This is a genomic window from Nonomuraea sp. NPDC000554, assembly GCF_040300065.1.
In the GTDB taxonomy this organism is placed as follows: Bacteria; Actinomycetota; Actinomycetes; order Streptosporangiales; family Streptosporangiaceae; genus Nonomuraea.
On the sequence record NZ_JBEPDC010000026.1, the window covers coordinates 37,933 to 52,596 of the forward strand.

The window sequence follows — 14,664 nt, forward strand, 5'->3', positions numbered from 1 at the left end:
CCTAGGCCGGACCTCCCAGGAACGTGAGGATGTCGCGGTCGCCGCGCTCGCGCAGCCTGCCCAGCACCTCCTCGCGCGTGGCCGTGTCGGGCAGCCCCATGCGCGCGCCGATCAGCCGCAGCCCCTCCATCTCGGACGTGACAGGCGCGGTGTAACCGATCAGGTAGAGCGCTCGGTTCAGCGGCGGCATCTGGGCGGGGGCGGCCGGCAGGTAGCGGGTCAGCAGCTCGCCGCCGTCGGACACCGTCAGGAAGATGTGGTCGCCCTCGGACGCCTTGCACTCCGCCAGGACGTTCCTGATCGACCCCATCGTCGGCTGGTTGTGCCAGGAGATCACCACGTCGCCGGACGGCGTGGCCGCGGTGAGCTGCCCGCCCGGCGCCATGCCCAGGTAGGCCGCGAACCCCGTCGGCAGCGGCGAGCCGGAGCCGCGCAGGTGCTCGGCGTTGACGTCCACGCGGTGCCACCAGCGCCCGTCGCGGCTGCGGAAGCTGCGCCGGGTCTCCGACACGTCCTTGCGCGGCTGGTACGGCTCCGCCTCGCCCGTGGGGGACGTCCCCGCGACCCTGATCCACCCCCGCTGGGTCCGCTCGAACCCGGGGCCGCCCGAGTAGGCGCGCACCGAGCTCTCACTGACGTCGTAGCGGGAGGTCAGGTTCGTGACGATGGTGCTGACGGACGCCTCGCCGCCGGCCCGCTCGATCTCCCTGGCGATCATCTCCCTGATCCCCAGGTACTCGTCGCCGCCCCACCTGGTCAGCCCGTACTTGTTGCGGTCGAGCCGGCGGAAGCGGTCGTCGGCGGTGAGCTGGTTGCGGATGCCGACGAGACTGTAGTCCTCGCCGATGCGCTCCTGGATCTCCTCGGGTGTCATCGGACGCCCGACCACCGCGAGCACCGCCTCGGCCTTCTCGTTGATGCTGCGCGGCCACGGCACCACGTGCTGGTCGAGCACCCGCAGCTGCGGCACGGCCATGATCCACTGTTCGGCCACGTCCTCGCGGACGCCGAGCTGCGTGACCATGGTCACCGCCTCGCCGAGCGGGCGCGGCCCGTCGGTGAACAGCTGACGGGTCTTCTCGCGCAGCTCGTCGGCGCCGCCCGCGACCAGCCAGCCGTCCGTCTGCTCGTAGCCGGTCAGCAGCGTGCGGACGAACCGCCATGCCGGAATGCCCAGCGTGCGCAGGTCGCCACGGTGCCAGGGCGCCGCCGTCTGCAGGTCGTCGGCCGGGACGGCGGAGCCGAGCTTGCCGCGCAGCCAGGTGACGTGCGCCGCCAGCGGCGCCGCCTCCGGGCTGCCCAGCCACGCCTCGATGTGCTCGCGCAGGTCGCGCTCGATCTGCCTGATGCGCTCCCGCGTCACCGAGAACCGCTGCGCCAGCTCGTCGAGCGTGACGCGCTGCACGGCGTAGAGGCGGTCGCGGGCGATGGCCCGCTGCCGCTCGTCCAGGGGGACGAACACGGAGTCGATCAGGTCGGGCAGCGGCTTGTCCGGCTTCGGCTGCGTGGCGGGCAGGTCCGCGACCGGTTCGAGCAGCCGCTCGAACACTCCGCTGAACAGCTTCTGCGCCACGTCCTTGCCCAGCATCTGCGGCGTCCGCTCGGCCTCCGCGGGGTCGGAGAAGCGCAGCAGCGGCAGGATGTCGCCGAGCAGCAGGTGGCTCCAGCAGGCCACGGCGAGGTCGGCGAGGTGCCGGGCCACCGCCTGCGTCCCGATGATGGCGCATGCCCGGTCGAGGGGGATGGCCTGCCACCAGGCGTCGGGCAGCTGGGGCTCTTCCACGATCTGCGCGATCTGACCAGGGGGGGTCCAGCGCAGGGGTGGAGCGAGGTCGCTCAGGCTGAGGTTCATTGCTGTCCAACCGGCAAAGGGAAGATATCCGCAGTTCAGACTATGTGATCAGAGTTCAAGAAATGGGCTACCTCTTCCTGAATGGGAGATATAGAGCATTGAACGCGCTCGGGTGCAAGCCACGAACAGCATGCTCCGTTCCCTCTGGAGAGCTCTGGCCCGGGCGCCGGGATCGTCCGGCGGCGGCTCGGGCACGACGCCCTCCGCCACCCCGACCAGCACGACCCGGTCGAACTCCAGCCCCTTGAGGTTCGCGAACGTCGAAACGCGCATGTCCAGCTCTCCCAGCGCCCGCTTGGCGGCACGCACCAGCGGCGCCGTGCGCGCCCCGACGGCGATCTCCTCCTTCGGGACGCCGCTCTCCAGCCAGGACGACACCAGCCCCGCCAGCCCGGCCAGCTCCGCCTCCTGCGAGTCGTAGGCCAGGACCACCGGGCGCTCGCCGTTGCGCGTCGCGCGGAAGCCGTACAACCCGGACACGCCCTTGACCAGCCCGTCCGTGGGACCGCCGCCGCGCAGCCTGACGCCGAACGACAGGACCTCCTGCGACAGCCGATAGGAGATCCGCAGCGAGTGCTGGTCGGCGGGGATGCCCACCGCGCCGAGCGTGACCCGCGTGTCGGTCACCCTCTGGTGCGGGTCGCCGACGATGAACAGGTCGTCGTGCGCGCGCGGCACCGCCGCCCGCAGCAGCCGCCACTGCGAGGGGCTGATGTCCTGCGCCTCGTCCACCACGATGTGCCGGTACGGCTTGTGGTCCGGGTCCACGTCGTCCAGCAGGTCACCGGTCGCCCTCGACAGCAGCCTGAGCGCCTCGTCGGTCAGCTCGGCCAGCGTGCGCGCACCCGGCCCCACCAGCGTCGGACGCCGCCCCTCCGCCTCGCCCACGATGCGCATGGCCAGCCGCTCGGCGTTGTCCACCTCGACCCGCTTGCGCGCCGCCTCGTCGGGGAGGAGCAGGTCGAGCCGGCTCGACAGGTCCTCGGCCAGCCCCTGCGAGAACGTCACGAGCAGCACCGGGCCGCGTCCGTGCCTGGCCAGGTGGGCGGCCCGGTGCAGAGCGATGATCGTCTTGCCGGTGCCCGCGCCGCCGATCACCAGGACGGGATGGTCGTAGCGGGCCGCGCGGGCCAGCCGGTGCTGCGGCGGACGCAGGAACGTGCACCAGTCAGGGGAGCCGAGCACCCGGTCGAGCTCCACCTTGTCCGCGGCGAACACCGCCCGGTCCGGGCTGCGGCGCAGCGCCGCGTGGAAGTCGGCAGGGTCGATCGGGCCGGTGTCCTCGTCGGACGCGCGGCAGCCGTCCAGTTCGCGCCACGCCTCCGACAGCGAGCCGCCACGTGCCAGCGCCGCGAGCGGCACGTGCTGGGACGGCGGCAGCAGCGGTTCGAGCGCCTCCACGTCGGCCTCGGTGGTGATCAGCCGCACCAGCGGCAGGGCGCGGACGTCGATGCCCAGCGCGAGCATGTCCCCGTCGCAGATCGGGTCGAACAGCCGCGTCTCACCCGCGGACCTGCGTAACGCGGGCTCGACCCGTTCCAGCGCCTGCGCGTCCCACTCCTCCACGACGCCGATCACCGGGTTGACCCCGTACCTGTGGCGCTGGGCGTGCGACCACGCCTCCGGGGCAGGTAAGACCGTGAGCAGCCAGTACACGTCCCGCTGGCGTACCACCACCCCCCGGAACCCCTGGGCCAGGCGGAGGGTCGCGACCCGGGCGTCCCTGCTGCCCCGCACCCGCTCGGGGTGCGGGGCGCCCGCCGCGTTCAGCAGGAAACGGCGCAGCGCGACCACGACGTCCCTGCGCACCGGCTGGGCCAGTGCGCTGAGCTCCCTGGGAAACTCAGGGCCGATCGCGAGCCGCGGCACGGGCTCAGTCCAAGAGGGCGAGCAGGTCGCGGTCACCGCGTTCGCGGAGCCTGGTGAGCAGGTCGGGAAGGGCGACGGGGCCGGTCATGCCGATCCTGGTGGCGATCACCCTGGCCGCCTGGTCCTTGGTGCCGCCGGGGGCGGTGTAGCCGACCAGGCGGAGGGCCTTGGTGATCTTCTCGGCGCCCTGCGCGGCCACCGGCAGGTGCCTGGCCCGCAGCACGCCCTCGTCGGAGAGGGTGAGGAACAGGTGCCCGCCCTCCTTCGCGCCCACGTCCGCCAGCAGCCGCTCCACCGACTCCAGCACCGGCCTGCCGTGCCAGGTCATGGTCAGCTCGCCGGCGGCGCTCCTGACGGTCCTGCTCTCACCTGGGGACAGGCCCAGGTAGGTCGCGAACCCCGTCGGCAGCGCGCACTCGCCTCCCGACAACTGCTCGATGGTGACGTCGATGCGCAGCCACCACCTGCCGTCGGGCTGGCGGAAGCAGCGCCTGGTCTGGGAGACGTCCTTGAGCGGCTGGTACGGCTTGTCGTCCTGCTCCTCGGACGACCCGTTGGCCTCCTCCACCGCGGGCGCGGCCGGGGCGAACGCCTGGAACCGCGCGCCCGCCGGCTGCCCGTCGGCCGGCTGCGGGGCCGGTGCCTGGGCACCCAGCTGTTGCGGAGCCGGGGCGGGGGACGGCGGGAAGCCCGACGCCTGCCGGGCGCCGAACGCCGACGGCTGCTGCTGCGCCTGCTCCACCGCCCACTGCTCGACGCCGTGCCGCTCCGGACGCGGCTGGGCGCCAGCCCCCTCGGAGCGTTGCTCGGCGACCTGCGGCTCAGGACGCTGCTCGGCGGCCTGCGGCTCGGAGCTTCGCGCTGCGGCCTTGCGCTCGGGGAGCGTCGCCAGCACGAACTGCCACGCCGGGACCTCGAGGGCGCGGACCTCCTTGAGGTGCCAGTCGGCCGCGCCGATCAGATGTTCCCTGGACGCCGACGGGCCGATCGTGCTGCGCAGCTCGTCCAGGTGCGCCCGGTACGGGGCGGCCTCGTCGCCGGCCAGCCACTCATCGAGCCTGTCCCGCAGCCGGTCCTCGGTCGCGGAGATCTCCGAGGGCGGGACGGCGAACAGCTTCGCGAGCTGGTCCACGGCGGACGGCTCGTCGGTGAAGACCCGGTTCTGCGCCACGGCCCAGCTCTTGTCGTCCAGCCTGGCGAACGCCGCCTCGATGAGCTCAAGCAGCTTCAGCCCCTCCGGGGCGGCCTGTCCCTGCTCGTCGGCGGGCTCCTCCTGCGACTCCGAAGCCGCGGGGGGCTCCTCCTCCTGCGCCTGTGAGGGGGCGGGCTCGTCCTGCGGTTGTGCGGCGGCGGGCTCTGGAGCCTGGCCTGGGGCGTCGGCCTCCGCCTCCGATGCCGCGGTGGGCTCGAGGGCTTGGTCGGCCTCGCGGGCTTCCGGCTCCGATGCCTCGTCCGTGGCTCGATCCGGCGCGGGGGCCTCCGCGGCGTCGAGTTCCGGCTCCGGGGCGTCCGCGGCGCCGAGCTCCGGCTCCGGGGCCTCCTCCGGCTCCGACACCGGCTCGGCGGATGCGTCGGGCGCCGACTCGGCGTGCGCGTGGTGCACTGGTTCGGGCTCGTCGGCCTTCCCAGGCGCGCCTTCCTCCGTGCCCTCCGGGGCGGCGTCCTCCGCCGGGGCGGACCCCTCGGACGCGACGGCTCCCTCCGAGGGCTCCTCGGCGGATTCCTCGTCGGCGGACTCCTCGGCGGCGGACTCCTCGGCGGGCGCTGCCTCCTCGCCTTCCCCGGCCTTGTCGCCGACCGGCACGGACTCCTCGCCCGCAGGCCCCTCGGCGTGCTCGACGGCGAGGAGGTCCTCCAGGGCCTCATCGGCGTCCGCCGCGGCGGCGTCGCCCGCCGCAACGGCTGCGGCCGCCCTGTGGGACTCCCCGTTGGCCGCCCCATCGGCCGCCCCATCGGCCGCCCTGTGGGACTCCCCGTCGGCCGCCCTATTAGGCGCTCTGTCGGACTTCGTGGGCGGCGCGGGGGCTGCGGCTGCGGCTGCGGCGGCGGTAGGCGGCTGCGGCGCGGGCGCGTCCGTCACGGCGGGCTGTAGCGCGGGCGCGTCCGTCGCGGGCTGGAGGGCGGGCGCGAGGTCCGAGGGGTGTGCGCGGCCCGGTGTGGCACGCACACCCGGGGCGACGCGCACCAGCACCGCCGAGAAGAGCGTGTTGAGCACCGAGCGGGCCTGGATGAACGGCTGGTCCTTGAGCTCCCTGCCCGTCAGCGCCAGCAGCCCCGGCCACGAGCCCGCGCGGTCGAGCGCGATCGCGATGTGCGGCTCGTCCGCCTCATCGGGGTCGAGCACGTACAGCGCGGGCAGGACGTCGCCCACGGCGGCAGCCGGCCAGTGCTCAAGGGCGATCTCCGTCAGGAGCTCGCCCAGCGACTCGGGGCCGATGGCCGCGAGCACGCGCGGCATGGGCAGGCTGCGCCACCAGGCGTCCGGAAGGTCCGGCTGCCCGGTGAGTAGTGTGATCGTGGACGCGTCGCTCCACCTCAACGGTGGTACGAGGTCGCTCAGGCAGAAGTTCATCCCGTTCCGTTCACCAGCCCCTCACGCCGCCGTAGCGGTGCAGCCATGACTTCGCCGCCCACGGAACAGACCATAGTCTGGCAAAACTGACCTACGCATCCTTGACTACGCATCAGCGCCGAACAGCGGCGAACCGCAGACGGACGTAGTCGGCCATCCAGCCGGTTTCCCTGCGTAGAGCCGGTGCGGCCAGCTCGTTGACCCGTCCGAGCAGCGGCTCGACGATTTCCGGCGGCAGCCCCTCGAGCACCGAGGAGGCGAACATCCGCACCCAGTCGGCGGCCCCGCGCGGGCACTCGTCGAGCGGGGTCGGCCGGTCGAAGTACTCGAGCACCCGGACCACGAAGCCCTCCTGCTCCAGGCGGCGGGCGTACTCGGCCGGCGTGGGAAAGTACCACGGCAGGTCGGGCTCGCGCAGGCCGTACTCGCGCCAGGCGGTCAGCATCGCGGCGGTCAGCTCCGCGCAGTTGCCCGCGCCGCCCATCTCCGCCACGAAGCGCCCGCCGGGGGTGAGCGCCTGGTGGATGTTGGCGATGACCACGCCGGGTTCGCGGTTCATCCAGTGCAGCGCGGCGTTGGAGAAGACGGCGTCGTAGGCGTCGGCGACGGTGAAGTCATGACCGTCGCCGACGATGAAGTCGATGCCCGGGTGCTGGGCGAGCGCCTTCTCGATCATCGCGGGGGAGCCGTCGATGCCGAGCACGTCGGCGCCCCGCGCGGCGATCTGGGCGGTGAGCACGCCGGTGCCGCAGCCGAGGTCGAGCACGCGCTCGCCCGGTCGCGGGTCGAGCAGGTCCACCAGCGGCGCGCCCTGGGTGGAGACGTAGCCGAAACTGCTGTCGTGGACGCGACTGTGCCACCGGTCCAGGCTCGGTGTGTCGTATCGCAAGACGATCAGCTCTCATTCGTCAGACATCGGGCCCCCGTGGCCGTGCTGTCCGTTTACTTTAGAGGCTGAAAGTCTCTACGACATATCAAGTCACAATGGTCTCATCCCACACGTTGGGCCCACTGCCTCTTGAGGTAGGACTTAGCGGCATCTGTCTGCGGGATCGTGAGCAGCACGGGCGGGCCGGGCGCGGCCGGTAGCTTGGCTGCCTGCTCGGTGTCGAGGGTGCCCCGCATCAGCATCGCCTCGCCTCGCACCGGACGGGCGTAGCCCTTCTGCAGCAGGTTCTGGCCCTCGTCCGAGAAGAGGAACTCCTCCCAGAGCCGGGCGGCGGCCGGGTGGGGGGCGTCCTTGGAGATCGCCTCGATGTGGTAGCCGCCGAGCGGCGCGTCGCGGGGGATCGTCACCTTCCACGCCTCGGCGTTCTTGGCGCTGCGGGCCGCGTTGAGGTGGTCCCAGTCGACGATCACGTTGGCCTTGGCCGGGTCGGTGAGCCTGCCCTCCCGCTTGAGCCTGGTGAACAGCTCGATCCCCTGCGCGGGCTGCGGCTCGCCGCCGCGCAGGGAGGCGGCCATCACGCCGTCGAAGGCCGCCACGGAGCGCAGCGGGTCGCCGTCGAGCGCCACCTTGTAGTCGGGCTTGAGCAGGTCGGCGAAGGACGCGGGCGCCGGGACGGCACGCGGGTCGTACCCGAGGGACATGTAGCTGCCGTAGCCCGCGTACCAGGCCCCGGACAGGTCCTTGACGTGGTCGGGCACGTCCTGCCAGCCCTGCACCTTGTACGGCGCGAACTTGCGGGAGTTGGCCACGGCCACGTCCAGGGTCAGGTCGAACACGTCGGGCTTGAGCTGCGCGGCGGCGTCGATCTCGCGCTTGCTGTTGGCGGTGGGCTCCAGCTCGGTCACCTTGATGCCGTACCGGTCGGCGAAGGTGTCGATGATCTCGCCGAAGTTCACCCAGTCGCGGGGCAGCGCGATGACGTTGAGCGCGCCCTCCTGCTTCGCGGTCTCGACGAGCCGGTCCATCGTGCCGAAGCCCTTCAGCGACGAGGCCTTGGCGTTGACCGGCGGGAGCGGCTTGGATTCCGTGGTGGACGCGCCGCATCCGGCGCTGGCGAGGATGGCTGCTGCGGCGGCACAGATACGTACGGTCACACGGTGAATACTTACCGCTACCGGCGCCCAGGTCGAGGAGGCGCGGCGGGAACCACCCTGGCTGCCACCAGCGAGTCTTCGTCGATCTCCACCAGGGTGCCGTCACGTTTGCGTAGGCTGAGTATGCCGCCGGACCAGGATTCGAGGATCCCCACCGCGTCGCGGAACCCTTCGGGAACCCGCCTGCGCGTGGTGATCCGGACGCCGATGTCCGCGGGTGTGACGGCGATCACAAGGCGACCGGCCACGAGTTTGCCACCCTCCGTTTCGGCCAGTTGGCAAGCACGGCAATACTAGGGCGTAGCAAACCGCGGTCAGTCATGCCATGGTGCGGAGAGAAGGAGCTCGAGGTGACCTACGTCATCGCGCAGCCTTGCGTGGACGTCCTGGACAAGGCGTGCATCGAGGAATGCCCTGTCGATTGCATCTACGAGGGCGAGCGCATGCTTTATATCCACCCTGACGAGTGCGTGGACTGCGGCGCGTGCGAGCCAGTGTGCCCCGTCGAGGCGATCTTCTACGAAGATGACCTTCCCGAGCAGTGGAAGGACTACTACAAGGCCAATGTCGACTTCTTCGAGGACCTCGGCTCGCCGGGCGGCGCCTCCAAGGTCGGCAAGATCGAGAAGGACCACCCGGTGGTGGCCGCCCTTCCGCCGCAGGCCGAGGAGCACTAGCCCGCTGGCGGGGCCGCTCCAGGGCGCGCCCCGCCCGGTACGGCTCGCACCACCGAGACCTGGAGAATCGTGAACAAGCTGCCTGACTTCCCCTGGGACCGGCTGGAGCCGTACAAGGAACGCGCGCGGGCGCACCCCGACGGCATCGTCGACCTCTCGGTCGGCACGCCCGTCGACCCGGTGCCGGCGATCGTCCAGGACGCGCTGGCCGGGGCCGCCGACAGTCCCGGCTACCCGCTCACGCACGGCACCCGGGCGCTGCGCGAGTCCGCCGCGGGCTGGCTCGCGCGCAGGCACGGCGTCACCGTCGACGAGCGCGACGTGCTGCCGCTGATCGGCTCCAAGGAGTTCGTCGCCTGGCTGCCCACCTACCTGGGCGCCAAGCGGATGGTCTTCCCCGAGCTGGCGTACCCGACCTACGACGTGGGCGCCCGGCTGGCCGGGGCCTCCGCGGTGGCGTCCGACGGGCTGCTGGCGCTCGGCCCGGAGCGGGTCGACCTGGTCTGGGTGAACTCGCCGGGCAACCCGACGGGCAAGGTGCTGCCCGCCGAGCACCTGCGCAAGGTGGTGGCCTGGGCGCGCGAGCGCGGCGCGGTCGTCGCCTCCGACGAGTGCTACCTGGAGCTGGGCTGGGAGGAACAGCCCATCTCGATCCTGCACCCCGACGTGTGCGAGGGCTCCCACGAGGGGCTGCTCGCCGTCCACTCGCTCTCCAAGCGCTCGAACCTGGCGGGCTACCGCGCCGGCTTCGTGACCGGCGATCCCGTCCTGGTGAAGCGGCTGCTCGAGACCCGCAAGCACGCGGGCATGATCATGCCGGCACCCGTCCAGGCCGCGATGACGGTCGCGCTCGGCGACGACGCGCACGCCGACGAGCAGCGCGAGCGCTACGCGGCGCGCCGGGCGCTGCTGCGGCCCGCCCTGGAGCGGGCGGGCTGGCGCGTCGACCACTCGACCGCGGGGCTGTACCTGTGGGCGTCCAACGGGGAGAACGCCTGGGACCAGGTAAGCAAGCTCTCCGAAATCGGGATTTTGGTCGCGCCGGGCGATTTCTATGGAGCGGCCGGTGAACTGCACGTTCGCGTGGCCGTGACCGCCACGGACGAACGAGTCGCTGCGGCGGTGCGCCGCCTCCAGTAGGATCGCGCGGCAGATACGCAGATATACAGCGATATAGAGCGTTGGCCGGGGCAGACCGCGAGTGGAGCGAGCCGAACGATGAGCGTGACCTCCATGGTCGTACTCGGACTGAGCATCGCCACCGTCCTCCTCCTGCTGGGGGCCTTCATGGCCACCATGCGCCAGGACAGGAAGGGCCGCAGGAGCGCGCCGCCGGTCGAGCCGGCTGCGCGGGAGGCTCCGCTGTCGGCGCCGGTGAGCGCGCCGGGGCATGCGGGGTCCGACTACACCGATCCCCGCACGATCAAGGTCGGCGATCGGATCGAGGTGCACGGCTCGCAGTTTCGCGCGCTCGGCGCCCTGTACATCTCCTGGCAGGGGCAGGAGTGGATCGAGTTCCTGCTGCGCGACCGCCGCACCCGCCGCCACGAGTGGCTGTCGGTGCAGGTGCACCAGGGCCAGGCTCCCGGTGAGTCGCCGCACCTGGAGGTGCTGGCCTGGACCGACGTGCCCACCCAGGGCATGGTGCCCGCCAAGAGCATGCTGATCATGGACGGCGTCGAGTTCCACCCGATCGAGCGCGGCACGGCCGCCTTCAGGTCCGAGGGTGACACCGGCTACCCCGACAGGGGGCTGCTCGACTTCGCCGACTACCGCGCGGCCGACGGGCGGCTGCTCTCCTTCGAACGCGTCCAGGGCCGCTCCTGGACCGCCGGCTACGCCAGGCCGCTGGCGCCCGGCTCGATCGCCATCGTCAGCCGCGCCCGCTAGGACAGCTCCACCTGCTTGGCGGACGCCTTGCCGCCCGACTGCCAGCCGCCGGCCTCCAGATCGTTCGAGATGTCGTTCGTCCATGTCACGCCGCTGAAGCCGACCTGGCGCAGGCCGTACTTCTGCGCGTGGGCCACCGACCAGGCGGCGATCAGCCAGCCGCGCTTCGGCGTGGTGATCGACGTGTCGCCGAGCGCCCTGGCGAGCTGGCGGCGCGCCTCGTCGGTCTTCGGCTGCGGAGCCGGGGTCTGCGTCTTGCCCGGCGGGTACCAGCACCGCACGGCCTTGGGGACGCGCCCGGTGAACGCCGCCGCGAGGATCCGCGCGTCCTCCTCGTGCTGGGCGTAGGCGTAGCCGCCCGCGGACCGTTGCACGGCCTGGGCCGCGTCCTCGAGCTTGAGCTTGCGGTAGTTCTTCACCTTCACCAGCGCCGCGAAGAACCTGTTCGTCGCGTACACCGGGTCCATCAGCTGCTTCTTCGTCCCCCACCCCTGCGACGCGCGCTGCTGGAACACGCCGACGGAGTCGCGGTCGCCGTAGGGGAGGTTGAACAGCTTCGACTCCTGCAACCCGGTCACGTACGCGATCACCAGGGCCCGCTCGGGCAGCCGCCTGCGCTCGGCGACGGCCGCGATGGTCGCCGCGATCTCCGCCTGTTCGGGGTCGAGGTCGCGCTCTCCTCTGGGCGTCTTCACGACGCAGTGGGCTTCTGGGACGGCCAGCGGCTGCGTCTTCCTGAGCAGGGCGAACAGCGCCATCGACACCCCGATCGCGAGGACGATGACGATGACCGCGATCGTGATGACCCCGCGGGAGAAGCGCACGTGCACCTGAGAAACCTACCCGGCCAGATAGGCTCCGAGGCCATGAGCCACCAGAGCGTCCCGTCACCGCTGCCCGCCGCCGTGGACGAGCTATGGGAGCGCCGCGCGGAGCTTTCGCCGCGCGACGTCGACGCGCGGGCCGTGGTGGTCGGCGCGGTCGACCTGCTCGACGAGGGCAAGGCGCGGGTCGCCCGGGTGTCGGACGACGGCGAGGTGGTCGTGGACGAGCGGGCCAAGCGGGCGATCCTGCTCGCCTTCAAGGTGCTCGGCATGGCCAGGTCGCAGGTCGGCGACTTCCACCACCACGACAAGGTGCCGTTGAAGTCCCGGTTCGACGGGGTGCGCGTGGTGCCGGGGGCGATCGCCCGCTGGGGCTCCTACCTGGCGCCCGGCGTGGTGCTGATGCCGTCGTTCACGAACATCGGCGCGTACGTCGACTCCGGGACGATGGTCGACACCTGGGTCACGGTGGGGTCCTGCGCCCAGATCGGGAAGAACGTCCATCTGTCGGGCGGGGTGGGGCTCGGTGGCGTACTGGAGCCGCCCAACGCCGTGCCGGTCGTGGTGGAGGACGACGCGCTGATCGGCAGCCGGTCGATGATCGTGGAAGGTGCCCGGGTGGGCCGCGGCGCCGTCGTGGGAGCCGGGACGATCCTGTCGGCGTCCATCCCGGTGATCGATGTGCAGACCGGCGAGGAGCTGGCCCGTGGACGCGTCCCCGACTGGTGCGTGGCGGTGGGCGGCACCCGGCAGAAGGAGTTCCCCGGCGGCACGTTCGGCCTGCCCTGCGTGCTGGTGATGAAGCGGCTGGAGCCGGGGCAGCGGCATGACAAGGCGGCGCTCAACGAGGTGCTGCGCGAACACGGAGTGAACACCTGATGCTTGACCTGACGCAGGACGTGCGGGCGCTGACCGCCGCGATCGTGGACATCGAGTCGGTGAGCGGCGCGGAGAAGGAGCTGGCCGACCAGGTCGACGAGGCGCTGCGGGTACTGCCGCACCTGACCGTCGACAGGTCGGGCGAGACGGTCGTGGCCCGCACCGAGCTGGGGCGCGGCGAGCGCGTCCTGATCGCCGGCCACCTCGACACGGTGCCGGTCGCCGCGAACCTGCCGAGCCGCGTCGAGGGCGACCGGCTCTACGGCTGCGGCACGTCCGACATGAAGGCGGGGGTGGCGGTCGCGCTGCGGCTGGCGGCCGGCCTCGCCGAGCCGAACCGCGACGTCACCTACGTCTTCTACGACTGCGAGGAGATCGAGGCCGAGCGGAACGGGCTGACCAGGGTCGCCCGCGACCACCCAGACTGGCTGGCCGCCGACTTCGCGGTGCTGATGGAGCCGACCGACGGCGTGATCGAGGGCGGCTGCCAGGGCACGCTCAGGGCCGAGATCGTGGTGACCGGCAAGCGCGCGCACAGCGCCAGGTCGTGGTTCGGGCTCAACGCCATCCACCGCGCCGAGCCGGTGCTGGCCAGGCTGAACGCCTACGAGGCCAGACTGCCGGTGGTCGACGGGCTGGAGTACCACGAGGGGCTGAACGCGGTCGCCGTGCACGGCGGCGTGGCGGGCAACGTGATCCCGGACGAGTGCGTGGTCTCGGTCAACTACCGGTTCGCGCCCGACCTGTCGGTCGAGCAGGCGCGCCGGCACGTGCGCGAGGTGTTCGACGGGTTCGAGGTCCGCTTCGTCGACGCCGCTCCCGCCGCCAGGCCCGGCCTTACCCACCCGGTGGCCGCCGCCTTCACAGCGGCGGTCGGCGGCGAGCCGCGCGCCAAGCTGGGCTGGACGGACGTCGCCCGCTTCTCGGCCCTGGGGATCCCGGCCGTCAACTACGGCCCAGGAGACCCGAACCTGGCGCATCAGCAGGGGGAGTACGTGTCGCTCGACAAGATCGTGGAGAGCGAGCGAGCGATGGTCGACTGGCTCACAACGTGAAAGTGGCCTTCCTCGCCGGCCATTTGGCGGGGAAAGCCACTTTCAGTCCCGAGCAGCACCCTCGCCAGTTAGACGGGGGCAAGTCGAAATTCGGTTCCCTGCTTTTTTCAAGATTTTTTAGATGCTCGAAAAGGGCGGCTGAGCAGGGAGAACGGCCGTTCGACGCAGGGATCGGGTGAAGCGGGCTAGCGTGTCGGCATGAAACAGACACGTCCCGAGCGTCGTCAGGGGCAGGCCGTGGTCCGCGGCAGTCTCGTGCCCCAGTCGACCTACGATCAGCGCCTGCTCGACACCCAGGGCCCGGCCGACTGGGTGCACCAGGACCCGTGGCGGGTGCTGCGCATCCAGGCGGAGTTCGTGGAGGGCTTCGGCGCGCTGGCCGAGCTGCCCAGGGCCGTCACCGTCTTCGGCTCGGCCCGCACCCACGAGGGCTCGTCCGACTACGCGATGGGCCGCCGCCTGGGCAGGGCGCTGGCGGAGGCCGGGTACGCGGTGATCACCGGCGGCGGGCCCGGCGTCATGGAGTCGGTGAACCGGGGCGCCTCCGAGGTCGACGGCGCGGTCTCGGTGGGGCTGGGCATCGAGCTGCCGTTCGAGCAGCGCCTGAACGACTACGTGGACCTCGGTATCGAGTTCCGGTACTTCTTCGTGCGCAAGACGATGTTCCTCAAGTACTCGTGCGGCTTCATCGCCCTGCCCGGCGGGTTCGGCACGCTCGACGAGCTGTTCGAGGCCCTCACGCTGGTGCAGACGCGCAAGGTCACCTCCTTCCCCGTGGTGCTGATGGGCTCGGAGTTCTGGGGCGGCATGCTGACCTGGATCAAGGAGTCGCTGCTCGGTACCGGCAAGGTCGCCGCCCAGGACCTCGACCTCATCTCCGTCACCGACGACGTCGACGAGGCCGTGCGCATCATCGTGGACGCCGACCTGGCCCGGTCGAAGCAGCAACTGGAGGAGCTGGAAGCCGCCGCGGTCCAGGAAGGCGAACCCCAATAGGCTGATA

13 protein-coding genes are annotated in these 14,664 nt (G+C 71.6%); 6 read left to right on the forward strand and 7 right to left on the reverse strand.

Going from position 1 to position 14,664, the window contains the following annotated elements; genetic code table 11:
* Position 1 precedes the first annotated feature (1 nt).
* The 6 genes from ABT294_RS37490 to ABT294_RS37515 form a co-directional block, all read right to left on the reverse strand.
* On the reverse strand, positions 2-1,852 hold the full coding sequence (locus ABT294_RS37490) for a sigma factor-like helix-turn-helix DNA-binding protein (protein WP_350811155.1): 1,851 nt from the start codon (positions 1,850-1,852) through the stop codon (positions 2-4).
* A gap of 48 nt (positions 1,853-1,900) precedes the next feature.
* Entirely contained in the window at positions 1,901-3,721 is a 1,821-nt protein-coding gene (locus tag ABT294_RS37495) for a UvrD-helicase domain-containing protein (protein ID WP_350811156.1), read from the reverse strand.
* Between the two features lie 4 nt (positions 3,722-3,725).
* Positions 3,726-6,293: a hypothetical protein gene (locus tag ABT294_RS37500; RefSeq protein ID WP_350811157.1), complete on the reverse strand. Its 2,568-nt coding sequence runs from the start codon at positions 6,291-6,293 to the stop codon at positions 3,726-3,728.
* Positions 6,294-6,405: 112 nt separating this feature from the next.
* The gene (locus tag ABT294_RS37505; protein ID WP_350811158.1) at positions 6,406-7,182 is read right to left on the reverse strand and encodes a class I SAM-dependent methyltransferase; all 777 of its coding nucleotides are present in this window, start codon (positions 7,180-7,182) and stop codon (positions 6,406-6,408) included.
* Between the two features lie 101 nt (positions 7,183-7,283).
* Entirely contained in the window at positions 7,284-8,336 is a 1,053-nt protein-coding gene (locus tag ABT294_RS37510; protein WP_350811159.1) for an ABC transporter substrate-binding protein, read from the reverse strand.
* A gap of 17 nt (positions 8,337-8,353) precedes the next feature.
* A complete protein-coding gene (locus tag ABT294_RS37515) occupies positions 8,354-8,584 on the reverse strand; it encodes a putative acetyltransferase (RefSeq protein WP_350811160.1) in 231 nt (76 codons plus the stop codon).
* 102 nt (positions 8,585-8,686) lie between these two features.
* On the opposite strand from ABT294_RS37515, the gene fdxA reads away from it, so the two are divergent.
* The 3 genes from fdxA (at position 8,687) to ABT294_RS37530 (ending at position 10,903) form a co-directional block, all read left to right on the forward strand.
* Positions 8,687-9,013 (forward strand): ferredoxin, encoded by a 327-nt coding sequence (fdxA, locus tag ABT294_RS37520; RefSeq protein WP_350811161.1) that lies wholly within the window; start codon positions 8,687-8,689, stop codon positions 9,011-9,013.
* Between the two features lie 69 nt (positions 9,014-9,082).
* Entirely contained in the window at positions 9,083-10,153 is a 1,071-nt protein-coding gene (gene dapC / locus ABT294_RS37525) for a succinyldiaminopimelate transaminase (protein ID WP_350811162.1), read from the forward strand.
* A gap of 78 nt (positions 10,154-10,231) precedes the next feature.
* Entirely contained in the window at positions 10,232-10,903 is a 672-nt protein-coding gene (locus ABT294_RS37530; protein ID WP_350811163.1) for a DUF4178 domain-containing protein, read from the forward strand.
* Here ABT294_RS37530 and ABT294_RS37535 read toward each other — a convergent pair.
* The gene (locus tag ABT294_RS37535) at positions 10,900-11,733 is read right to left on the reverse strand and encodes a hypothetical protein (RefSeq protein WP_350811164.1); all 834 of its coding nucleotides are present in this window, start codon (positions 11,731-11,733) and stop codon (positions 10,900-10,902) included. The two genes, ABT294_RS37530 and ABT294_RS37535, sit on opposite strands and share 4 nt — an antisense overlap.
* A 36-nt stretch (positions 11,734-11,769) precedes the next feature.
* Between ABT294_RS37535 and ABT294_RS37540 the strand changes: the two genes are divergently transcribed.
* The 3 genes from ABT294_RS37540 (at position 11,770) to ABT294_RS37550 (ending at position 14,657) form a co-directional block, all read left to right on the forward strand.
* Positions 11,770-12,606: a 2,3,4,5-tetrahydropyridine-2,6-dicarboxylate N-succinyltransferase gene (locus ABT294_RS37540; RefSeq protein WP_350811165.1), complete on the forward strand. Its 837-nt coding sequence runs from the start codon at positions 11,770-11,772 to the stop codon at positions 12,604-12,606.
* Positions 12,606-13,661: a succinyl-diaminopimelate desuccinylase gene (gene dapE / locus ABT294_RS37545; protein WP_350811166.1), complete on the forward strand. Its 1,056-nt coding sequence runs from the start codon at positions 12,606-12,608 to the stop codon at positions 13,659-13,661. Before ABT294_RS37540 ends, dapE begins: the two co-directional genes overlap by 1 nt.
* 198 nt (positions 13,662-13,859) lie before the next feature.
* Positions 13,860-14,657 carry an LOG family protein gene (locus ABT294_RS37550; RefSeq protein ID WP_350811168.1) on the forward strand — a complete coding sequence of 266 codons (798 nt, stop codon included), beginning with the start codon at positions 13,860-13,862 and terminating at the stop codon, positions 14,655-14,657.
* Positions 14,658-14,664: the final 7 nt, after the last annotated feature.